Source organism: Phenylobacterium immobile (ATCC 35973), from assembly GCF_001375595.1.
Classification (GTDB): Bacteria; Pseudomonadota; Alphaproteobacteria; order Caulobacterales; family Caulobacteraceae; genus Phenylobacterium; species Phenylobacterium immobile.
Map to the genome: position 1 here is coordinate 709,570 of NZ_CVJQ01000001.1, position 19,986 is coordinate 729,555.

21 protein-coding genes, 1 pseudogene and 1 riboswitch are annotated in these 19,986 nt (G+C 67.7%); of the genes and pseudogenes, 9 read left to right on the top strand and 13 right to left on the bottom strand.

The window, feature by feature from the left end; genetic code table 11:
* The first annotated feature begins 25 nt into the window (after positions 1-25).
* On the top strand, positions 26-1,117 hold the full coding sequence (locus BN1313_RS03565) for a CobW family GTP-binding protein (RefSeq protein ID WP_091736663.1): 1,092 nt from the start codon (positions 26-28) through the stop codon (positions 1,115-1,117).
* Between the two features lie 136 nt (positions 1,118-1,253).
* Here the strand turns inward: BN1313_RS03565 and BN1313_RS03570 are convergent, their stop codons facing one another.
* On the bottom strand, positions 1,254-1,697 hold the full coding sequence (locus BN1313_RS03570) for a biopolymer transporter ExbD (RefSeq protein ID WP_091736664.1): 444 nt from the start codon (positions 1,695-1,697) through the stop codon (positions 1,254-1,256).
* 156 nt (positions 1,698-1,853) lie between these two features.
* Between BN1313_RS03570 and BN1313_RS03575 the strand changes: the two genes are divergently transcribed.
* Positions 1,854-2,822: a WD40 repeat domain-containing protein gene (locus tag BN1313_RS03575; protein ID WP_091736665.1), complete on the top strand. Its 969-nt coding sequence runs from the start codon at positions 1,854-1,856 to the stop codon at positions 2,820-2,822.
* Between the two features lie 8 nt (positions 2,823-2,830).
* A complete protein-coding gene (mtgA, locus tag BN1313_RS03580; protein ID WP_091736666.1) occupies positions 2,831-3,553 on the top strand; it encodes a monofunctional biosynthetic peptidoglycan transglycosylase in 723 nt (240 codons plus the stop codon).
* Between the two features lie 45 nt (positions 3,554-3,598).
* Here the strand turns inward: mtgA and BN1313_RS03585 are convergent, their stop codons facing one another.
* A complete protein-coding gene (locus tag BN1313_RS03585; RefSeq protein ID WP_091736667.1) occupies positions 3,599-3,967 on the bottom strand; it encodes a glycine zipper 2TM domain-containing protein in 369 nt (122 codons plus the stop codon).
* A gap of 145 nt (positions 3,968-4,112) precedes the next feature.
* Positions 4,113-4,335: riboswitch (cobalamin riboswitch) on the top strand.
* A gap of 150 nt (positions 4,336-4,485) precedes the next feature.
* Between BN1313_RS03585 and BN1313_RS03590 the strand changes: the two genes are divergently transcribed.
* Positions 4,486-6,273 carry a TonB-dependent receptor plug domain-containing protein gene (locus tag BN1313_RS03590; RefSeq protein WP_091736670.1) on the top strand — a complete coding sequence of 596 codons (1,788 nt, stop codon included), beginning with the start codon at positions 4,486-4,488 and terminating at the stop codon, positions 6,271-6,273.
* Between the two features lie 9 nt (positions 6,274-6,282).
* On the opposite strand, the gene BN1313_RS03595 is transcribed toward BN1313_RS03590, so the two are convergent.
* Positions 6,283-7,161: a bifunctional regulator KidO gene (locus BN1313_RS03595; RefSeq protein WP_091736671.1), complete on the bottom strand. Its 879-nt coding sequence runs from the start codon at positions 7,159-7,161 to the stop codon at positions 6,283-6,285.
* A gap of 110 nt (positions 7,162-7,271) precedes the next feature.
* Here BN1313_RS03595 and BN1313_RS03600 point away from each other — a divergent pair, with 110 nt between their 5' ends.
* On the top strand, positions 7,272-8,282 hold the full coding sequence (locus BN1313_RS03600; protein WP_245620076.1) for an XdhC family protein: 1,011 nt from the start codon (positions 7,272-7,274) through the stop codon (positions 8,280-8,282).
* On the opposite strand, the gene BN1313_RS03605 is transcribed toward BN1313_RS03600, so the two are convergent.
* From BN1313_RS03605 to moaA, 6 genes are read right to left on the bottom strand one after another with little or no spacing between them, the layout of a single operon-like run.
* On the bottom strand, positions 8,216-9,406 hold the full coding sequence (locus tag BN1313_RS03605; protein ID WP_091736673.1) for a molybdopterin molybdotransferase MoeA: 1,191 nt from the start codon (positions 9,404-9,406) through the stop codon (positions 8,216-8,218). The two genes, BN1313_RS03600 and BN1313_RS03605, sit on opposite strands and share 67 nt — an antisense overlap.
* Positions 9,403-9,870 carry a cyclic pyranopterin monophosphate synthase MoaC gene (gene moaC / locus BN1313_RS03610; RefSeq protein ID WP_091736675.1) on the bottom strand — a complete coding sequence of 156 codons (468 nt, stop codon included), beginning with the start codon at positions 9,868-9,870 and terminating at the stop codon, positions 9,403-9,405. Before moaC ends, BN1313_RS03605 begins: the two co-directional genes overlap by 4 nt.
* Positions 9,867-10,415, bottom strand: coding sequence for a molybdenum cofactor biosynthesis protein B (gene moaB, locus BN1313_RS03615; RefSeq protein WP_091736677.1), 549 nt, complete (start codon positions 10,413-10,415; stop codon positions 9,867-9,869). Before moaB ends, moaC begins: the two co-directional genes overlap by 4 nt.
* The gene (locus BN1313_RS03620) at positions 10,412-10,864 is read right to left on the bottom strand and encodes a molybdenum cofactor biosynthesis protein MoaE (protein WP_091736679.1); all 453 of its coding nucleotides are present in this window, start codon (positions 10,862-10,864) and stop codon (positions 10,412-10,414) included. The genes moaB and BN1313_RS03620 overlap by 4 nt, the downstream gene beginning before the upstream one ends.
* A gap of 1 nt (position 10,865) precedes the next feature.
* Positions 10,866-11,105 carry a MoaD/ThiS family protein gene (locus BN1313_RS03625; RefSeq protein WP_091736681.1) on the bottom strand — a complete coding sequence of 80 codons (240 nt, stop codon included), beginning with the start codon at positions 11,103-11,105 and terminating at the stop codon, positions 10,866-10,868.
* 1 nt (position 11,106) lies between these two features.
* A complete protein-coding gene (gene moaA / locus BN1313_RS03630) occupies positions 11,107-12,147 on the bottom strand; it encodes a GTP 3',8-cyclase MoaA (protein ID WP_091736689.1) in 1,041 nt (346 codons plus the stop codon).
* A 62-nt stretch (positions 12,148-12,209) separates the two neighbouring features.
* Here moaA and BN1313_RS03635 point away from each other — a divergent pair, with 62 nt between their 5' ends.
* Positions 12,210-12,779, top strand: a complete 570-nt coding sequence (locus BN1313_RS03635) for a nucleotidyltransferase family protein (protein ID WP_245620077.1) — start codon at positions 12,210-12,212, stop codon at positions 12,777-12,779.
* Positions 12,780-13,559, top strand: a complete 780-nt coding sequence (locus tag BN1313_RS03640; protein WP_091736692.1) for an NAD(P)-dependent oxidoreductase — start codon at positions 12,780-12,782, stop codon at positions 13,557-13,559. It abuts the gene before it with no gap.
* Here the strand turns inward: BN1313_RS03640 and BN1313_RS03645 are convergent.
* The 3 genes and pseudogenes from BN1313_RS03645 to BN1313_RS03655 form a co-directional block, all read right to left on the bottom strand.
* A pseudogene (locus BN1313_RS03645) lies at positions 13,556-15,211 on the bottom strand (MFS transporter). The gene BN1313_RS03640 and the pseudogene BN1313_RS03645 overlap by 4 nt on opposite strands.
* A 74-nt stretch (positions 15,212-15,285) precedes the next feature.
* The gene (locus BN1313_RS03650; RefSeq protein ID WP_091736696.1) at positions 15,286-15,969 is read right to left on the bottom strand and encodes a Fe2+-dependent dioxygenase; all 684 of its coding nucleotides are present in this window, start codon (positions 15,967-15,969) and stop codon (positions 15,286-15,288) included.
* 77 nt (positions 15,970-16,046) lie between these two features.
* On the bottom strand, positions 16,047-18,527 hold the full coding sequence (locus tag BN1313_RS03655) for a TonB-dependent receptor (protein WP_091736700.1): 2,481 nt from the start codon (positions 18,525-18,527) through the stop codon (positions 16,047-16,049).
* Between the two features lie 353 nt (positions 18,528-18,880).
* Here BN1313_RS03655 and BN1313_RS03660 point away from each other — a divergent pair, with 353 nt between their 5' ends.
* Together BN1313_RS03660 and chpT are read left to right on the top strand one after the other, a co-directional pair.
* Positions 18,881-19,069, top strand: a complete 189-nt coding sequence (locus BN1313_RS03660; protein ID WP_091736702.1) for a hypothetical protein — start codon at positions 18,881-18,883, stop codon at positions 19,067-19,069.
* 38 nt (positions 19,070-19,107) lie between these two features.
* Complete coding sequence (gene chpT / locus BN1313_RS03665; RefSeq protein WP_091736704.1) at positions 19,108-19,755, top strand: histidine phosphotransferase ChpT; 648 nt, start codon at positions 19,108-19,110, stop codon at positions 19,753-19,755.
* Positions 19,756-19,814: 59 nt separating this feature from the next.
* Here chpT and BN1313_RS03670 read toward each other — a convergent pair whose 3' ends face one another.
* A complete protein-coding gene (locus tag BN1313_RS03670) occupies positions 19,815-19,949 on the bottom strand; it encodes an entericidin A/B family lipoprotein (protein WP_091736706.1) in 135 nt (44 codons plus the stop codon).
* Between the last annotated feature and the right edge of the window lie 37 nt (positions 19,950-19,986).

The following is a 19,986-nucleotide window of genomic DNA, read 5'->3' on the forward strand; positions in this document are numbered from 1 at the left end:
GCCGGTTGAGCACTACATGTGAGCCATGAGCGAAACGACATCCGCCGCCAAGACTCCCGTCACCGTGCTGACCGGTTACCTGGGAGCCGGCAAGACGACACTCTTGAACCGCATTCTCTCGGAGGATCACGGCAAGCGCTACGCCGTGATCGTCAACGAGTTCGGCGAAGCCGGAATCGACAACGACCTCATCGTCGGCGCCGACGAGGAAGTCTTCGAGATGAACAACGGCTGCGTCTGCTGCACCGTGCGGGGCGACCTGATCCGCGTGCTTTCCGGACTGATGAAGCGGCAGAACGCCAAGACCGGGCGCGGCTTTGACGCCATCATCGTCGAGACGACGGGCCTGGCCGATCCGGGGCCCGTGGCCCAGACGTTCTTTATCGACGAAGACGTGCGCGCCAAGACCGAGCTCGATTCGGTGACGACGGTGGTCGACGCCAAGCACCTGCTGCAGCGTTTGGGCGACTCCAACGAAGCGGCCGAGCAGGTCGCCTTCGCCGACCAGATCGTGCTGAACAAGACCGACCTCGTCACGCCGGCCGAACTGGCCGCGGTGGAGCGGGCGATCCGCCAGCTCAATCCCCTGGCGCCGATCCACAGGGCGGAGCGCTCGAACGTACCGCTGGAGGCGATCCTTGGGCGCGGCTCCTTCGACCTCGCCCGCATCACCGATATCGCGCCTGACTTCCTCAATCCGGCGCATGGCGAGGAAGGCCATGTGCACGACGAGCATTGCGAGCACGATCACCATGATCATCATGGCCACGACCACCATGATCATGATCACCACGACCACGCGCATGATCATGTCGCGGCGTCCGGCATCCGCGGTATTTCCCTGGTGACGGACAAGCCGATCGACGGCCCGCGCATCACCGCCTGGTTGAATGAGACCCTGCAGAACCAGGGTCCCGACATCCTGCGGGCGAAGGGCATCATTGACGTGAAGGGTGAGGATCGCCGGCTGGTTTTCCAGGCGGTGCACATGATCCTCGAAGGTGATTTCCAGGGCGAGTGGCGGCCGGGCCCGCGCCAGAGCAAGATGGTGTTCATCGGCCGCAATCTTGATGAAGCCGCCCTGCGCAAGGGCTTCGAAGCGACCTTCGCGCGCTAGCTGGCGAGCGCAGAGGCGCTCGCGGCCTTCCTTCGCAAAGGGGAGGGCGAGAATTAGCCAGGCTGCAGACTCGCCCAGCAAAAAGCCCGCCGGATCGCTCCGGCGGGCTTTTCGAATTCGCGTCAGATCAGGCGGATCAGATTTCTTCGTTGATCAGAGCGACCTGATAGAAGCCGTTGCCTTGCAGGGTGTTCATGACGGCCATGAACTCGCCGTAGCGCACGGTGCGGTCGGCGCGGATATAGACGCGCTGTTGTTTCACCGGGGTCAGCGGGTCTTCCTTGGCCAGGACGCCGCTCAGATCGACCGAGAGAGTGTCCAGTTTGGTGGCCTGCTCGCCGATGAACAGCGTGCCGCCTTGCTGGATGTTGATGAGCACAGGCTCTTCGATCTTCGCGCCCGGCGGCGGCGGAACGGCCGGCGGCAGGTCGAGCTTCACCGAAACGGTGGCGGCCGGGATGGACACCATGAAGATGATGAGGAGCACCAGCATGACGTCCACGAAGGGCGTCACGTTCATATCGGAGTTCTGGCCAAGATCGAACTTGGAGCCGCCGCCACTGGCGAGCTTCGCAGCCATGCTTACAGTTCCTTCCCTGGGGGCCGCCCCGGCCCCGTCTTTGGTCGCGATGACCATTGGCAAGCCGGATGGGGATTGTAAAGCCCGAAGCGCGGGGGCCGCGCCGCCGTGCTCAAAACTGTTTGCCTTCGCCCCAGCCGGCTCTAACTGGAAGTCATGCAGCTGACCCTCGACGCCTACGTCTCGGCCACCCTTTTCGATCGCGCCGGCAAGGCGATCTTCGCGCTGGGCGATGGCCGGGTGTGTTTCGAGGGCGGCGCCGAGGTCCAGGCTCACGACGGCGCGGTGCTCGCTGCGGCCCTTCATCCGTCCGGAGACGGCGTCGTGACCGGCGGCGACGATGGGCGTCTGATGTGGGTGCGCGCCTCGGGCGCCGAGACCTTGGCGGAGATTCGCGGCGGCTGGATCGAGTGCGTCGCCACCTCCGACGAGTCCGGCCTGATCGCCTTCGCCTCGGGTCGCGACCTGCATGTCCGCGATTCCAAGGATTCCGATTTTTCGCGCACCTTCGCCCATCCGCGGGCGGTGTCGGGCATAGCCTTCGACCCCAAGGGCCGGCGCGTCGCCACGGCCACCTATGGCGGCGTCAACCTCTGGTACGCGCGGATCGCCGACCAGAAGCCGGGCGTGCTCAAATGGGCCGGCAGCCATACGGGCGTGATCTGGAGCCCTGACGGCAAGTTCATCATCACCGCCATGCAGGACGCCCAGTTGCACGGCTGGCGCGTCGCCGACGAGAAGAACCTGAGGATGGGCGGCTATCCCGCCAAAATCCGTAGCCTGGCGTTTCTGTCGAAGGGCGCGCTGCTGGCGACGTCGGGCGCGAACGGCCTGGTCGCGTGGCCCTTCGCCGGCGCCAACGGGCCGATGGGCAAGCAGGCCGCCGAGGTGGGCTATGATGAGAGCGCCGTGGTCCTGTGGGTTGCGACCGCGCCTAGCAAGTCCTTCGCCGCCGCCGGCCTCGACGACGGCCGCGTCTGGGCGGCTGAACTCTCAGGCAGTTCGGTGAAGACCCTGAAGGCCGACAAGGGCGAGCCTGTCAGCGCGCTCGCCATGTCCGCCGACGGCCGCCGCGTCGCCTGGGGCTGTGAAGACGGCCAGGCTGGCGTGGCCGAACTGGACTGAGACGACCTATGGCCAAGGTGCGAGGCGCGGGCGCAACGATTCGCAGGCTCTTGAAGGGCCTGCTGATCGGTCTGTTGATCGTGGGTCTCGTCGGGCCGGTCGTCGTGGTCGGCGTCTACCGCTTCGTGCCGCCGCCGCTCACCTGGCTGATGGTGCAGCGGGTGTTCGAGGGGCGCGGCTTCGATCGGCGCTGGGTTCCATTGGAGCGCATTTCGCCGACCCTGACGCGGGCGGTGATCGCCGCCGAGGACGCGCGGTTCTGCGAACACCACGGCTTTGACTTCGAGGCGATGCGCAAGGCCTTCGCCGCCAACCAGCGCGGCGGCAAGGTGCGCGGCGGCTCGACCATCAGCCAGCAGACCGCCAAGAACGTCTTCCTGTGGCCGCATCGCGACTATGTGCGCAAAGGCCTTGAGGCCTGGTTCACCGTGTTGATCGAGGCGATGTGGGGTAAGCCGAGGATCATGGAGGTCTATTTGAACTCCATCGAGTGGGGGCCTGGCGTCTATGGCGCGGAGGCCGCGGCACGGAAGAACTTCGGCGTTCCAGCCGCCCAGCTAAAGCCCGCGCAGGCCGCCAGGCTGGCGGCGATCCTGCCCAAGCCCCTTTCCTGGAAGGCGGGCAGACCCGGGCCCTATGTGAAGCGCCGGTCCGGCGCCATCAACGCCAACGCCCGCGTCGTTCGACGCGAAGGGTTGTCGGCTTGTGTCCTGAGGTCGTCAGTGTCCTGAAAACAGGAAGGGCGGCGCAGTCGCCTGCGCCGCCCTCTCCAGGTCTTAGCGGTAGCCGTAGCGATAGTCGGGCTGGGCGTAGTAGGCTCGACCATAGCGGTCGTAACGGACCTGGTTGTCGCGCTGATAGTAGCCGGCGCGTTGGTTGTAGTAGCCGCGGTCGTTGCGATAGTTCGACTGGTAGTAGCGGCGATTGTTGTTCTTGGTCGAGGCGCCGATCGCGGCCCCGGCCACCGCGCCGATGGCGGTCGCGCCGCCGTCGCCATTGGAGACCGCCGCGCCGGCGACGGCGCCGATGAGGCCGCCGATCAGGGCGCGTTCGGTCTTGCTGGCCGCCGAAGCGCTGGCGGCGGGCAGGGCGACCGCGCCGGTCACGAGGACGGCGACGGCGATCTTGCTGAACTTGTTGATCATCTGAAAGCTCCTTGTCGCTCCTCCGGCCACACCTGAGACCGGATGTTGAGACAGGTTTTAGGACCTGGGCTTTGAACCCATGCTGAACGGCGCTGTTCAGGTTCCAGTCATCGACCAGACTTGCCTCGACCCCCGGCTCAGGCCATAAGGCGCGCACGAAGGCGGTCCTCCGCAAGGAGGCCAAGAGGGAACGGGGTCCGGCGCAGCCATGCGCCAATTCCCCGGCTGTGCCCGCAACTGTCGGCGGTGAGCGCCGCGTCCGATTCCTCCGTTCGGAGGGAAGGCCACTGGGTCGCAAGACCTGGGAAGGCAAGGGCGTGGGGCGATGACCCGCAAGCCAGGAGACCTGCCGTCTTCCGTCGTTCGACCGGGGCCCGGGACCAGGCCATCGGCGCGGCAGGACGCCACGCGTTCTCTCGTTGCAGCGACATCGCAAGGCCCCGCCGTCGGGCCGCCATGTCGCCTGCAAGGCCCGCCCGACGGCTTCGGGGAGGGCCGGTTATGGAGGAACCGCGACCATGCGTTCCCAGCTGATTATTTGCCTTCTCGCCTCGGCCGCGGCCGGACCTGTCTTCGCGCAAACCCCCGTGAGCGAGCTTGTCGTCACGCGGCTGCCGACGACGCCGGATCTGGTCACCGGCGCCCGGGTGATCGACCGCGCCGAGATCGAAGCGCGGCGGACGAGCTTCGCCGCCGACCTTCTGTCCACGGTTCCAGGCGTCGGCTTCACACGCAATGGCGGCTTCGGCGGCGTCACCGCCTTGAAGATCCGTGGCGCTACGGCCGACAAGACCCTGGTCCTGATCGACGGCGTGCCAGCCGGCGACGCGGCCGACCCCAACGGATCGTTTGACGCCAGTTCTCTGCAACTGGCCGACCTGGAGCGCATCGAAATCCTGTCCGGCCCGCAGAGCTCGCTCTGGGGTTCGGAGGCGATTGGCGGCGTGATTTCCTTCACCACCCGCGAACTCGCCGGCTTGCGCGCGGAGGTCGAGGGCGGATCGATGGAGACCGTGCGCGGATTTCTTGGGGCAGGCGTCGCCAGCGAGGCCTACGCGTTGAACGCAACGCTCGCCGGCTTTCGCACCGACGGGGTCTCCAAGGCCGCCTTGGGCGCGGAGAAGGACGGGTTCAAAACCTATACGGCGAGCCTCGGCGGCCGAGCCCAGCTGGGCGGCTTGCGCCTCGACGGCCGAGTGCGGCGCGCCGAGAGCGACATCGATATCGATGGCTACGCGCCGCCTGCCTATCTGCTGGGCGATCTCGACGACCGCAACAAGAGCCGGACCTGGTCCGGCTTTGTGCGGGCGACGGCCCAGGCGCTGGGTTTCGAGCACCAGCTCAGCGCCAGCCTCTATGACATCAAACGCGACAACATCTCCGGCTTCGCGTCGAGCTACGCCGCAGACCGCCAAGTGTACCGCTACACCGCCGCGCTGGGCCGAACCTTGGTGGTCGGCGCCGAACGCACCGACACGAATGCTGATCTCGACGGCCGGCCGAGCCAGGACCTATCGAATACGGCGGCCTTCGCGGTGGCGCGGGTCTCGCCGCTGGAACGGCTGACAATAACCGCCAGCGCCCGCATCGATGATCCAGACCAGTTCAGGTCGAAAGCGACGGGCCGGATTGCGGCGGCCCTTGATCTAGGCGCTGGATTCACCCTGACGGGCTCGGCGGGCACGGGCTTCAAGACCCCGACGATCAGTCAGTACGTCTGCGACTTCTGTTTTGCGCCAACCGTCGCGCTGCGGCCTGAATTCGCCCGCGGCTACGACCTGCGCCTGGGCTGGACGAGCGAGGACGGCCGTCACTCCGCGGCGGTCACGGGCTACCGGCTGAGGGTGAAGGACCAGATCGTTTACGCAGGCGTCGGCCGCTACGAGAACGTCTCGCGGACCCGTGGCGAGGGCCTGGAAGCCGAGGCCCTGCTGGGCCTGACCGCTGCGCTCAGGTTGAAGCTCGCCTACGCGCGCACCGAGGCCGAGGACGGTTCGACAGGGATCACTCTGCTGCGGACCCCCAAGACCTCAGGCGCCGCGGCTTTGTTGTGGGTCCAGGATCGCTGGTCGGGTTCGCTCACGGCGCGGGGCGAATCGCGCCAGATCGACACTGACCTGGATGGTTTCAGCCGCGTCGTCCGCAAAGGCTTCGTGGTGGCCGATGTCGCCGGCGCCTACCGGGTGACGGAGGGCGTTGAGCTCACGGGTCGTGTCGAGAACCTGGGCGACAGGCGCTACCAGGAGACTTTCGGCTACGGCGAGACGGGACGGGCGGTCTATGTGGGCGTGCGCCTGCGGCGATAAGGTCGGCGCCTAGGCCGCCGCCCAGGTGGCCTGTGCGTCGAGGGTGACGGGGTCGTCGATGGCCATTTCGTCCCAGTCGAGATCCGGCGGGGGCGACATGGCCGCGGCGATCACCGCCGACATTTCCGCCGCCGTGGCGACTCCGACCATCACGCAGGAGGCTTCCGGACGCGACAGGGCGAAGCCGAGCGCCGCCTGAAGCGGGTCTGAGCGGCCCTCGGCGATCAGCCGCCGGGCGCGGGAGATCCGGCTGGCGGCCGCCTTGAGATGGGTCGGCGCACGGTCCGGCGGCAGAAACAGCAAGCCGTTGAGGAAGATCGCTCGCAGGTGGACCTGAATGTCCATGTCGCAAAGCTCGGCCAGGGCGCCGTTGACCAGCAGCCGCTGGTCGAGGAGCGAGGCCGGCGCCTGGATGATGTCGGGCTTGAAGCGCTTGGCCAGACCTACGGGGTCGTCGGAGGCGTAGACCGAAACGCCGATGTGGCGGCAAAGTCCAGCGTCGCGCAGGCGGCGCAGGCGATCCCACAGCGCCGGGCCGTTCGGACTGAAGAGGTCGGTGGCGGAGGGCGCGAGGATCGTCTCGACGGTATCGACGCCCAGGCGGCGCATCTGCGCCTTCAGTTCAGCTTCGGCGAAGTCGGGGCCGCGGTCGGGGCGAACGGTGGTGATCGTGAGGCGAAACGGGTTTGGGCGCGGCAGGATCTGGCCCAGCACCGCCTCGCAATGGCTGGTCTGCCGGGCGACTTCGAGCACGGGCAGGGCGGCGCGGGCGGCCGTCGCCAGGATGTCTCTGGCCTCGACGTCCCGCGGACGGCCACGCGCCGCGGGCTGTCCGTCCAGGCCGAACTGGCCAGTCGAGACGCCGAGCTTTGCGAGGAGATGCTGCATGGGCGGTGGGGCTGCCGAGGCGGTTGCGAAACTGTCGATCGAAGCATCTTGCGCAGACGAAGCCTAAGAAGGCGTATCTAGGACCTTTCCAGGACGTTAAGGTTTTCGCCATGCGAGACCCCCTTCCCGAGTGGCCGATGTTCGGCCTGTCCGATGATGCGCGCCCCGCGCTCCGCCGCGCCCGAGACGCCGGCCAGACCCTTGTCCTCGCCACCTTGATCGCGCTGGACGGCGGTGGCCCGCGGCCGCCGGGCACGCAGATGGTGTTCTCGCCTCTAGAGGTCAGCGGCTATTTCTCGGGCGGTTGCGTCGAGAGCGACATCGCCGACCATGCCTTCGCCTGCCTGGAGGACGGAGAGCCCCGGACACTGGTGTATGGCGCGGGCAGTCCCTGGCCGGACATCCGCCTGCTGTGCGGCGCGCGGCTGGAGATCTTCCTTGAGCGTGTGCCAGCCGATGACCCCGCTCTGGCCAATCTGCTCGACGCCGACGACGGCCGCCAGGTGGTGACCTGGGTCAGCGATGGCGTGACCCGCGCCTGCGCGGCGGAGCTGTCGCCCTGGCCGGAGGCGGCGGTCAGCCGGCTCTATGCGCCGGCGACGCGATTGATCGTGATCGGGGGCGACCCGACGGCGATCGCTATCGCGACGCTGGGCGCTCAGGCTGGGATCGAGACGACTCTGGTGCGCAGTAAGGGTCCGGCGACGCCGCCGCCCGTCGCTGGCCTTGCCTATCGTCGCGATAGCGCCGCTGAGGCCCTGGCCGCCATCGGCGCAGACGCCTGGACGGCGGTGGCCATCGCCAGTCACGACCTGGAGGTCGATCGCGAGGCGCTCATGGCGGCTGTGCCGTCATCGGCGGGCTATGTCGGGCTCCTGGGCGCGCGGCGTCGGTTGCCTGATCGGATCGCGCCGCTGCAAGCAGCCGGCGTGCCAGAGGCGCAGATCGCGCGGATCCATGCGCCGATCGGCCTGGATATTGGCGGCAAGGCGCCCTGGGAAGTCGCCGTCTCGGTGATCGGCGAGATCATGGCCGAGCGCGGCGCCGAGGGCTTTCAGAAACGCTCGAGCGGCAAGACCGAAACCCTTTCGCCCGCCGCCGCGGCCGGCGCGCCAGCCTGACGCACCAGCAGCACGGTCGATAGGGCGAAGACGCTCATCAACGATGAATCCTGTTCGCGATAGGGCGTGACCAAATCCCCGTCATTGTCCGCGGCCAGGGTCGCGCGCATCCAGTGCTCTCGCGGGCCATTGGCCGGCAAGGGGACGGCAAGCCGCGCCGCGCGCAGGCGCGGCAGGGACTCGGCGCCCTGATAGGCCGCCGCGATCGGCCGCAGAAACAGCTCGGCGCAGACGAAACAGGACGCTGGGTTGCCAGGCAGGCCCAGGAGACGGCGGCCATCGGGCAGGGTGGCGAAGAAGGTCGGCTTGCCGGGGCGAACCGCGATGCTGCCCACCTTGAAGCTGGCGCCCAGGGCCTCGGCGGCGGCGCGCACCAGATCGTGGTCGCCGACCGAAGCGCCGCCGATCGTGACGATCAGGTCGGCGTCGGCCGCGCGGATCGCTTCGATGGTGTCCTCCAGCCGATCGCGGACGGCGGTGACACGCTCGGCCACCACGCCCCAGCCCCTGGCCATGGCGATCAGCGCCGGCGTGCCGGCGTCATAGATCTGGTAGGGCCCAGGTGACGCAGGAGGGACGACGATCTCCTCGCCGGTGGACAGGAACGCGACCTTCGGGCGACGCCGCACCGCCACTTCGCCGCGTCCGGCGGCGGCCGCCAGAGACAGCCGCCAGGGGTCGATGCGGACGCCGGCCTTCAGCAGGGTCTGCCCCGCCTTGAAGTCTCCGCCGGCGGGTCGGAACCACTCGCCGGGGACAGCTTGAGGCACGGTCAGTTGCTCGCCGTCCCGGGCGGCGTCTTCTTGAATAACGATGGCGTCGCAGCCTTCGGGCACGGCGGCCCCGGTGAAGATCCGCACCACCTGGCCAGGCGCCACGACGCCTTCAAAACCGCGGCCGGCTGCGCTTTCGCCGAGGATCGCGAGGGTTCCGGGGGTGTCGGCCGCACGCATCGCCCAGCCGTCCATGGCCGACGCCGTGAACGGCGGCTGGTCGCGGACGGCGGCGACATCTTGAGCCAAGACCCGGCCGATGGCCTCGGCGAGCGGAACGGTCTCAACGCCAAGGGTCGTGATCTCGGCCAGCATCCGGGCTCGGGCGTCCGCGACGGAGAGCAGGTTCACTGCCCCCAGTCTCCGCTCTTGCCGCCGGTCTTGGAGACGAGGCGCACGGTCTCGATGACCATGCCTTTCTCCGCCGCCTTCAGCATGTCGTAGAGAGTCAGGAGCGCGATCGAGGCCGCGGTCAGGGCCTCCATCTCGACGCCGGTCTGGCCGGTGGTGCGCACGCGGGCGGTGACGCTGAGCCCGCCATCGCCCGGTTCGACCCGCACCTGCGCCTTTGTGATCGGCAAGGGGTGGCACATGGGGATCAGGTCGGAGGTCTTCTTGGCCGCCATGACGCCGGCGATCTCGGCCACGGCGCGCACGTCGCCCTTGGCGCCGCCGCCGGCGAGCGCGAGGGCCAGGGTCTCCGGGCTCATCCGCAGGAAGCCCTCGGCCACGGCCTCGCGCGCGGTGACCGCCTTGTCCGAGACGTCGACCATGGCCGCGCGGCCGGTCTCGTCGATGTGGGTGAGCCTGGTCACCGTTCCAAAAGCCTGGGCATGAGCTCGACCATGTTGCAGGGGCCATGGCGGCTGTCGAGCTGGGCGGCGATCACCTTGTCCCAGCCGTCCTTCACTGCGCCGTTCGACCCCGGCAGGCAGAAGACGAAGACGCCCTTGATGATGCCGGCGGTCGCGCGCGACTGCAGGGTCGACAGGCCGACGCTGGCGTAGCTGACCAGGTGGAAGATCACCGCGAAGCCGTCGATGACCTTGTCGAACAGCGGTGTCACCGCTTCTGGCGTCACGTCGCGGCCGGTGATGCCGGTGCCGCCGGTGGTGACGATGGCGTCGACCAGACCGCCGTCGACCCAGGCCATGATCTGGGCGCGGATCGCCTCGACCTCGTCGCGGACAATGGCCTTGTCGGCGAGCTCGTGCCCGGCGCTGGTGACGCGGCTGGCCAGCAGGCGCCCGGAGGTGTCGGTCTCCTCGTCACGTGTGTCGGACACGCTGAGCACGGCTACGCGAACGGGGGTGAAGGGCTTAGCCTCGTCGATCCGGCCGCCAGGGATCAGTGCGGTCATTGGTCCAGCTCCCAGCGTTGAAGGTCGGCGTGGTCTTGAGGCCGCGGCTGGATCCAGATGGTCCCCGCCGGCCCGTGCGACTTCTTCCAGAAGGGCGCCTTCGACTTCAAGTAATCCATCAGGAAGTCGCAGGCTTCGAAGGCCTCACGCCGGTGGCGCGCCGCGGTGGCCACGAAGACGATCGCCTCGCCGGGCGTGATCCGGCCCACGCGGTGGAGCACCTGGGCGTCCTGCAGGCCGAAGCGAGCGGCAGCGTCAGTGATGATGCTGGCGATCGCGGCTTCGGTGAAGCCCGGATAGTGCTCTAGCTCCAGGATGTCGGTGTCTCCCGCCTCGGCGCGGGCGAGGCCTGTGAAGGTCGCCACCGCGCCGGTCTCGCTGCGGCCGGCGCAGAAGGCGTTCAGCGCCGCGCCGGGATCAAACGGCTGGTCGGTCAGGGCGACCGTCACCTCAGCCGCCGCTCATAGGCGGCAGGAACGCGACCTCGCTCGCAGAGGTCAGCGTCGCGGCGCCGCGGACGATCGCCTGATCGACAGCGATCAGGACGCCTGCGCCGGACAGGGCCTCGCCGAGGTCTGCGTCCTCGAACGCCAGCTGCTGTTTCAGGGCGGCGACGTTGTCGGCCTCGATCGCGCGCTCGCGCCAGCCGGCGAGGTCGGCCAGGGGCCCGAACAGCAGCACCCGCGCCATCCTAGCCCCCCGTCGTCGACATGTGGCGCGCGACGGCGGGGCGGGCGCGGGCGATCTCGAAGTCGTGGCCCTTGGGCTTGCCCAGGACCGCTTCGCGGATCGCCACGGTCAAGTCGGCGCCGGTGGCGCCGTCGCGCATCAGGGCGCGCAGGTCGCAAGCGTCGTCGCGGCCCAGGCAAGTGTGCAACACCCCGGTGCAGGTCAGCCGTACACGGTTGCAGGATTCACAGAAGTTGTGGCTGAGCGGTGTGATGAACCCTAGCCGCCCTCCGGTCTGGGCCACCCGGACATAGCGCGCCGGTCCGCCGGTCCGGACGTCCAAGTCTTGCAGCGTCCAGTAGCTTTCCATCTCGGCCCGAAGCGCGGTCAGCGACAGGTACTGGTCGGTCCGATCGACCTCGATCTCGCCCATGGGCATGGTCTCGATCAGGGTGACGTCGCAGCCGCGCCCGTGGGCCCAGACGATCAGGTCGGGCAGTTCGGCGGCGTTGTCCGCCTTCAGCGCCACGGCGTTGAGCTTGACTGACAGTCCCGCGGCCTGGGCCGCGTCGATCCCCTTGACCACCTGGGTGAGGTCGCCGCCGCGGGTAAGCTTGCGGAAGAGGTCCGGCTTCAGGGTGTCCAGCGAGACATTGATCCGCTTTACGCCCGCCGCGACAAGCTGGTCGGCGAAGGCCGCCAGTTGCGTGCCGTTGGTCGTCAGGGTCAGTTCGTCCAGCGCGCCTGTCTTGATATGGCGTCCCAGCCGGCGGATCAGATCCATGACGCCCTTGCGCACCAGGGGCTCGCCGCCGGTGATCCGCAGCTTGCGTGCGCCCAGGCCGATAAAGGCCGACCCGATGCGGTCGAGCTCATCCAGGGTCAGAACCTGGGCCTTGGGCAGGAAGGTCATGTGCTCGGCCATGCAATATTCACAGCGCAGGTCGCAGCGGTCGGTGACCGACATGCGCAGATACGACACCGCACGGCCAAAGCCGTCCACCAACGCGGGTTGCGCGTCGGCGATGCTTTCCGCAGGGTCCTGGGCGTCGTAGGGCGACATGTCAGCGCTAACATAGAGAGGGTTTGGTCGTGGCGACAGGTCCAGCCTTGGATGCGCCCATTTTGGAAGCGATCGTGTTGGCTGCGGGTTCAGGCTCGCGTTTTGGCGGCGGCAAGCTGCTTGCGCCCTATGCGGGGCGCCCTCTGCTGCATGGCGCCCTCGCCGCGGCCTTCGCCGCGCCGGTCCGTCAGGTGACGGTGGTCACCGGGGCTGACGCCGAAGGCGTCGCCGCCGCGGCGCGTGCTTTCGACCCGCGGGTCAAGGTCGTCCACGCGAGCGATCACCTCGAAGGCATGGGCGCCTCCCTGCGCGCAGGCGTCAGCAGCCTGCCTTCGGACACCGCCGGCGTTTACGTCTTCTTGGGCGACATGCCGCGCATTCCGGCCTCGGCGACGGCGGAGATGGCTCGGGCGCTGGAAGAAGGATTCGCCGCGGCGGCGCCGACCTTCGACGGCCAGCGCGGCCACCCGGTGCTGTTCAGCGCCGCGCTGTTTGCGGACCTGCTCCAGTCGCGCGGCGACGCCGGCGCGCGTGAGGTGTTGAAGGGGCTGGGCGTCAAACTGGCCTTGATCGCGGCGGACGACGACGGCGTGCTCTTCGACATCGACCTGCCCTCCGATCTGGGACGCTAGATGGACGCCTTCCCCGCCTTCTTCCCCCTGGCCGGCCGATGGGTGGTGATCGTCGGCGAGGGCGAGGCCGCTGAGGCCAAGGCGCGGCTGTTCGCCGGCTCGCCGGCGCAGGTTGTGCGGATCGCGGGGCCTGCGGCGCTGGCGTCGGACGCCTACACGGGCGCCGCGCTGGTCTTCGTCACCGGCGAGGATGAGACCTATGTCGCCGCTGCGGTGGCCGCCGCGCGGGCTGCCGGCGTTCCGGTCAACGCGCCGGATCGGCCGCACCTGTGCGACTTCACGACGCCGGCGATCGTCGACCGTGGGGCGGTGGTGGCGGCGATCGGCACGGGCGGCGGGGCGCCGATGCTGGCGACCATGTTGCGCCACCAGTTGGAGGCGCAGATCCCGGCGGGCCTGGGCCAGGTGGCCGCCCTGTTCGCCAGGTTGCAGACCAGAATCCGCGAGGCCCTGCCGGAGGCGCATCGCCGACGCGGCTTCCTCCGCGCGGCGCTGTCGCGTGCGGCGGCGGACGAGGCGATGCTGCTGGCGATGCTGGACGAGACGGCGGCGAAGGCTGTCGCGGGCGCCGTTGAGACCATCAACGGCGGCGGGCCGGCCGAGGCCCTGACGCTGGGCCAGGTGCGCAGGCTGGCGGCGGCCGATGTCCTGGTCGTCGAGCCGGGTGTCGATGGCCAGGTTCTCGACCTCGCGCGGCGCGACGCGCCACGCCTGACTTGGCCCCAGGACCTTGAGGCCCTGGCGGCGGATGGACGGCTGGTGATCAGGCTGACCGCCTAGAAGTTCAGGTCGCGCCCCTTGGTCTCGGGCAGGAACAGGAAACCCACCACGACCGCGAGCGCGGTCCAGGCGAAGGGGAACCATAGGCCGGAGTAGATGTCGCCCACCGAGGCCACGATGGCGAAAGCGGTGAAGGGCACGAATCCGCCCACCCAGCCTGTGCCGACGTTATAGGGCAGCGACATGGCGGTGTAGCGGATCCGCGTCGGGAACAGCTCCACCAGGCTGGCGGCCAGCGGCCCGTAGAGCGCGGTTGCGGCCACGACGAAGATCGACATCACGAAGAAGGCGCCGACCAGGTTCATCCGCTTAGGATCGGCGACGGTCGGGTAGCCAGCGTTCTTCAGCGCGCCTTTGATGTCGGCCTCGACCTTAGCCTTCACGGCCTTGGCCTCAGCCGCCGGCAGGCCGGTGACGGCCTGCGAGGTGACCACGACCTCGCCGACCTTGACCTGGGCCGGCGCGCCGGTCGGGCCGTCAGCGTTCCTGTAGGAAACGCCGGCGTTGGCGAGCGTGCTCTTGGCCAGATCGCAGGCGGAGGTGAAGGCGGCTTTGCCGACAGGGTCGAACTGCAGGCGGCATTGGGTCGGGTCGGAGACCACGACGACGGGGGTCCGCTGCTCGGCCTCGGCGAGGGCCGGGTTGAGGGTTCGCGAGAGCATGTGGAAGCCGGGGAAGTAGGCGACCAGCATCAGGGTGATGCCGAAGAGCATGACCGTCTTGCGGCCCAGCCTGTCCGACAGCGCGCCGAAGAGGACGTAGAGGCCGGCGGCGAGGATCGCGAGCGCCATCATCAGGACGTTGATGGTCGCCGGCGGCACCTTCAGGAACTTCTCCATGAAGGTCTGGGAATAGAAGAAGGCCGTGTACCAGACCGCCCCTTGGGCCACCATCAGGGAGAACAGGGCCACCAGCACCAGCTTGAGGTTCTTCCACTCGGCGAAGGCCTCCTTGAAGGGCCGCTTGGCGATCTGGCCTTCGGCCTTCATGGCGGCGAAGGTCGGGCTCTCGGACAGCTTCAGGCGCATGACGATGGAAACCGCCAGCAGGCCCGCCGAGAACAGGAAGGGGATCCGTCAGCCCCAGGCGTCGAAGGAGCCCGCGCCAAAGAGGCTGTTGGTGACCAGGCGCGAGACGAGGATCACCGTCAGCGCGCCGAAGAAGCCGACGGTGGCTGAGGCCTGCACCCAGCTGGTGGAGCGGCCGCGCTTGTCGTTGGGCGCGTGCTCGGCGACGTAGATCGCCGCGCCGCCATATTCGCCGCCCAGAGCGAAGCCCTGGATGATCCGCAGCAGGACCAGCAGCGCAGGCGCGATGATGCCGGCGGTGGCGTAGCTGGGCAGGCAGCCGATCAGCACCGTGGCGCCGCCCATCAGGATCACGGTGGCCAGGAAAGCGCCCTTGCGGCCCGACTGGTCGCCGATCTTGCCGAAGACGAGGGCGCCGAGCGGCCGGAAGGCGAAGCCGGCGCCGAAGAGGGCGAGGGCTGCGATGTAGCCGGCGGTCTCCGGCAGGCCGGAAAAGAAGGTTTTGGAGACGATCTGGGCCAGGCTGCCGAAGACGAAGAAGTCGTACCACTCGAAGGCGGTGCCGGTGGCGGAGGCGCCGACCACCATCTTCAGCGACGTCTCGCCGTCCTTGGGCCTGGCCATGATCGCGTGTTCCCCCCGGAGTTGTCAGGCGCTTGTCTAGCCTGCGCTTTCTGTCGTTGAAAGAACTTGATCCGCTAAAGCTCGGCCCACATTCGCAGCAGGTTGTGATACCCGCCGGTCAGGGCGACGATGCCGGCGTCGCCCTGGCCGACGCTCTGCGCCAACCGCTGGATCGCGAGATCCATATCGAAGAGCAGCGCCCGGCGGGCGTCCTCGCGCACCAGGCTCTGGATCCAGAAAAAACTGACCTCGCGGCGGCCTTCGGTGACCGGGCGCACCTCGTGCAGGCTGGACGAGGGATAGAGGATCAGATCGCCGGCGGGCAGCTTGACCTCGTGCGCGCCGTAGGTGTCCTCGACGACCAGCTCGCCGCCTTCATATTCTTCTGGCTCGGCCAGGAAGAGGGTCGCCGACAGGTCGGTGCGGATGCGAACCCGGCCGTCGCCGCTTTGGCGCACGCCGTTATCGACATGCATGGCGAAGGCCTCGCCGCCGACGTAGCGGCTGAACAGGGGCGGAAACACCGTGTGCGGCAGGGCCGCGGAGATGAAGAGCGGATTGCGGGCCACCGCCTCGGCGATGATCCGGCTGGCCGCCTGGCCGATGGGATCGGCCTCCGGAATCTGCAGGTTCTTCTTGGCGAGCGCCGACTGATGGCCAGACGTCGCATTGCCGTCCGACCATGGGGCCGTGTCGATCAGCCTGCGCAGGTCGGCCAGCTGGGCCTTCGTCAGGACATCAGGGACATGGAGCAGCATGCGGACGCACCTTAAAGAAAATGCGCCCCGTCCGCGAGGACGAGGCGCAAGGCAGGGTCTCCCGGTTGGCAGGAGGTCTAGAGCCGGTAGTTCACCGTCAGGCGCACCGCGCGGCCGTCGCCAGGGGTCGCCCAGCCATTGTTGCGGACGCGCGTGTAGTAGGTGCGATCGAACAGGTTGATCACATTGGCCCGCAGCTCGATCTTGCGGGTCGGACGCCACGAGGCCGTCACGCCGTGCACCCAATAGGCCTTGGTGGTGACCAAGGGCAGGGTCGTGCGGATCGCGCCGACGCCGGTCGTGCCGCCGGTGCCGCCCACAGTGCCGTGTTGAGTCAGGTAGAATTCGCCCTGATAGGTCGCGCTGTAGCCGAGCTGGATTTGGGGCGTGATGTCGTAGGTCGAGAACAGGCTGAAGGAATGATCCGGAACGTTGGCGATCGGGTCACCCTTGGTGAAGTCGAGGCCTTGGGCGGCGAAGGTGTCGTTGACGCCCTGCAGGACCTTGGACTTCAGGTAGGTGTAATTGGCGAACACCGACCACTGCGGCGTGATTTTGCCGGCGGCGCCCAGGGTCACGCCGTCGACGCGCGCGCTGCCGTTCAGTTGCTGCGGCACGACGAGGGGGTCGGCCGAGGGCACGCGGTAATTCGAGCGCTCATTGCGGAACACAGAGGCGGTCAGCGACAGCAGGCTGTTCCAGTCGTACTTCGCGCCAATTTCGAAGTTTTCGGCGGTTTCCGGTTTCACGGTGCAGGTCACGGCCGAGCAGGCGCCCGCGCCGTTGACGGTTGCTTGCGACGGCGTCTTGGAGTTGCCGTAGGCGACGTAGAGGCTGGCGTTCTGGACCGGCTTGTAGACCAGGCCCAGGCGATAGGTCAGCAGGTTCTCGTCGTTGCCGAAGCTTGGACCAGGGGTGATCTGGCCCAGGGTCGCGCCGCTGGTCGCGTAGGTGTCGGAGCGGTTTTCGCCTTCGTTATGCTCCCAGCGGACGCCGAAATTCACCGAGAACTGCGGGTTCAGCTCGATGTTGTCGAACAGGTAGACCGCCTGGTTCTTGCGCTCACCATCCTGGGCGCCGCCTTGGATGTAGTTGATCGGACCCGCGTAGTTGTTGTTCGGGTCGGCGATGCTCATCTGCGGATAGGTCGGCGCGACGCCGGCGGCCGATCGCTGCACGTTGCCGTTCGACAGCGAGAAGTCTTCCGCCAGGAAGGCGAAGCCGAACACGGCGGAGTGGCGCATGCCCGCGAACTCGCCGTTCCAGGCGAAGTCCGTCTGATTGTAGAGCAGGGTGTTCTTGGTGTAGCGCGCTGTGCCCCGCGGGCCGGAAGGTGCGTAGAAGCCGGGGGCTGGATCGGTAGCCGCAACGCAAGCGGTGAAGCCGGCGGCGTTGGTGACCACCTGGCCGCCGGCATAGGTCTGGCTCCATGCTAGCGGCTTGAAGCCGTTCGCCAGGCAGAAGGTCCCTTGGGTCGGGTTGACCACGAGATCCTGGGTCGTTTCCTGGTAGCGGCTGAGGTTGCGGACCGTCAGGCCATCGCCAAAGTTGTGGTCGATGATGGCCGTGAACATGTCGACCTTCTGGTCTTGGATGTCGACATTCTCGAAGCCGTAGTAGTTTTCGCGCGGCACGCCCGGTAGCGCGCGGCCATTGTAGTAGGGCACGCCGTACTGCGGGGTGTTCTCGTCTTCCTGATGGAAGAACTGGGCGGTGAACTGCGTCGGACCGTCCAGGCCTATGACGACCGACGGCGCGATACCCCAGCGCTTGAATTGCTCGACATCGCGACCCGGCGCGTCGTTGCGGTGGATCATGGCGTTCAGGCGGACGGCGACGCTGTCGTTGACCCGGTGGTTCGTGTCGATCGTGCCGCGGTAGTAGTTGTCGGCGCCGACGCCGGCCGACAGGATGGTCGAATTGCGCAGACCCGGGCGCTTGGCGCTCAGGTTGATGGCGCCGCCGACAGAGCCCGCGCCCGAGTAGACGGAGTTGGCGCCGTTGGTGACTTCGATCTGCTCGACGTTGAAGGTGTCGGAGCGGCTGTACTGGGCGCTGTCGCGGACGCCGTCCTGAGTGATGTCGTTGTTCGCTGAGAAACCGCGAAGGTTGATCGAATCGCCGAAGCCGCCGCCGCCTTCGCCGGCGCCGAAGGTGATGCCCGGCACAGTCTGCAGCACGTCGCGCAGCGACAGCAGGTTCTGGGCCTCCATCACGCCCTTGGAGACGACGGTCACCGTTTGCGGGTTGTTGAGCGGAACGGCGGTGACCTTGACGTTCTTGATCGCCGGGTCTTCGCCGGTCACGTCGACGGCGGCGACGGTGTTGTCGTCGTCGTGACGATCTCCACGGCGCTCGTCGCGCCCGCGTCCGTCGTGGTCACGGTCTCCGGGACCGCGACCTTCGGGACCGCGCTGTTCCAGCGTCACCGCCTCGGCTGCGTCCGTTGCGTCGGCGGCGTGCGCTACGCCGCCATACAGCGACAAGCCCGCCAGGCCCGCCACCGCGGCGGTCGCCAACGGGCGCTTCGTGGATTTCACGCCAGTTCTGATCGTCATCTTATGCCCCAAGCCCTACTGGCAGGCGTCGCCTGCAATTGCGAGGCGTTCCTAGGACGCGCTTGGCGGCGGCGCAATGAGAATTATTCGCACTTGCGTGTCGTCGGCGTCACAGCGCAGCCGTAAAAAGACGCCCCCCGCCGAACCGGTCGGCGAGGGGCGTGTGAAGTCATCGGCATGAGGGAGGAATCTCACAACCGGAAGGCGAGTTGGCGAAAGCCGCTCGTCCGCACTTCAATATCAGAATGAGAATGATTTGCAAATATAGAAGGCGGCAGCTCTGGGTTCGCTAAGCTTCGCCTCTGCAACAGACGGGTCGTCTGAAGCGTTTAGGCGGCGATTGGGGACGATTAATGAACCGAGATCCCATCCTGCAGTTGCTTGCGCCGCTGGCCTGGCTCTTCCTTGCGGCGTTTTGCGTGGGCTTCGGCGGTGTGCTCGTGATCTCTGCGCCGGTCTTCTCCCGATCGCAGACGGTTGATGTCCCTCGTGCTGTGAGCGTGCCCGCACCAGGCGGGTGGGACGCGTCCAAGTCCATCTGACGGTTCTCCCCGGCGGCAAATCACAGCAGGTTCGGATCATGCCGTCCGAACCGATCCCGCAGAGCGCAGCAGAGTTCGCCGCCGTCGTCGCGGCGCGCCTTTGTCATGACTTCCTGAGCCCGGCGAGCGCCATCGTCTCAGGCCTCGATCTGCTGGACGATCCCCAGGCTCAGGACATGCGGTCTGACGCCTTGGGTCTGATCGCGGAGTCGGCGCGCAAGTTGGTCGACCTTCTTGCTTTCTATCGGATCGCCTTTGGGGCGTCGGCCGCCGCTCAGGCGTTCTCCACCTCTGAATTGGGGGGCCTCACGCGGGCGGTCTTCACCCACGCGAAGGCGGAGCTCGATTGGTCGCCGAGCCTGGAGGCCCTGCCGAAACCTGCGGCGCGGGTCTTGCTCAATCTGACGCAGATGGCGGGCGCGGCGCTTCCCATGGGAGGACTCGTGCGGGTGCGCGCAGATGTACTGAGCGGGGTCCTGACCATCGCCGTCGAGGCGACCGGTCCCAAGACCCGTCTTCGCGAAGAAGTCAGTGAAGGCCTGAACCTGAAGGCGCTCGGCGAAGGCATGTCCGGGCCATGGGCCCAGGCGACATATGCAGCGCTTGTCGCCGCCGAGGCGGGCGGACGGATCGTTGTGGAAGCGGCGCCGGAAAGGATCACATTTGGCGCGGCGCTTCCGTCCTAGGTTCCAAACAAAAAGCCCCGCTTGAGGCGGGGCTTTCCTTATCAGGCTTTAGGAGAGGCCTACTTGGCTTCTTCAGCGGCGCCGCTCACCGCGGTGCCTGCGGAGCTGACGTCCTTGCCGGCGCCAGAAACAGTGTTGCAGGCCGAGACAGCCAGGCTGGCGGCCACGACGGCCAGGATGAACATTTTGCGCATTGGAGCACTCCAGGTTGGGGGCCGGCCGCAAAGCGAA

Bases quoted from the DNA above. Each gene is read 5' to 3' on its own strand.
- BN1313_RS03660 (WP_091736702.1), top strand. From the start codon at position 18,881: ATGAACCGAGATCCCATCCTGCAGTTGCTTGCGCCGCTGGCCTGGCTC.
- chpT (WP_091736704.1), top strand. From the start codon at position 19,108: ATGCCGTCCGAACCGATCCCGCAGAGCGCAGCAGAGTTCGCCGCCGTC.
- mtgA (WP_091736666.1), top strand. From the start codon at position 2,831: ATGGCCAAGGTGCGAGGCGCGGGCGCAACGATTCGCAGGCTCTTGAAG.
- BN1313_RS03650 (WP_091736696.1), bottom strand. From the start codon at position 15,969: ATGCTGCTCCATGTCCCTGATGTCCTGACGAAGGCCCAGCTGGCCGAC.
- BN1313_RS03655 (WP_091736700.1), bottom strand. From the start codon at position 18,527: ATGACGATCAGAACTGGCGTGAAATCCACGAAGCGCCCGTTGGCGACC.
- moaB (WP_091736677.1), bottom strand. From the start codon at position 10,415: ATGACCGCACTGATCCCTGGCGGCCGGATCGACGAGGCTAAGCCCTTC.
- BN1313_RS03565 (WP_091736663.1), top strand. From the start codon at position 26: ATGAGCGAAACGACATCCGCCGCCAAGACTCCCGTCACCGTGCTGACC.
- BN1313_RS03595 (WP_091736671.1), bottom strand. From the start codon at position 7,161: ATGCAGCATCTCCTCGCAAAGCTCGGCGTCTCGACTGGCCAGTTCGGC.
- BN1313_RS03600 (WP_245620076.1), top strand. From the start codon at position 7,272: ATGCGAGACCCCCTTCCCGAGTGGCCGATGTTCGGCCTGTCCGATGAT.
- BN1313_RS03670 (WP_091736706.1), bottom strand. From the start codon at position 19,949: ATGCGCAAAATGTTCATCCTGGCCGTCGTGGCCGCCAGCCTGGCTGTC.
- moaA (WP_091736689.1), bottom strand. From the start codon at position 12,147: ATGTCGCCCTACGACGCCCAGGACCCTGCGGAAAGCATCGCCGACGCG.
- BN1313_RS03585 (WP_091736667.1), bottom strand. From the start codon at position 3,967: ATGATCAACAAGTTCAGCAAGATCGCCGTCGCCGTCCTCGTGACCGGC.
- BN1313_RS03590 (WP_091736670.1), top strand. From the start codon at position 4,486: ATGCGTTCCCAGCTGATTATTTGCCTTCTCGCCTCGGCCGCGGCCGGA.
- BN1313_RS03570 (WP_091736664.1), bottom strand. From the start codon at position 1,697: ATGGCTGCGAAGCTCGCCAGTGGCGGCGGCTCCAAGTTCGATCTTGGC.
- BN1313_RS03640 (WP_091736692.1), top strand. From the start codon at position 12,780: ATGGACGCCTTCCCCGCCTTCTTCCCCCTGGCCGGCCGATGGGTGGTG.
- BN1313_RS03575 (WP_091736665.1), top strand. From the start codon at position 1,854: ATGCAGCTGACCCTCGACGCCTACGTCTCGGCCACCCTTTTCGATCGC.
- BN1313_RS03625 (WP_091736681.1), bottom strand. From the start codon at position 11,105: ATGGCGCGGGTGCTGCTGTTCGGGCCCCTGGCCGACCTCGCCGGCTGG.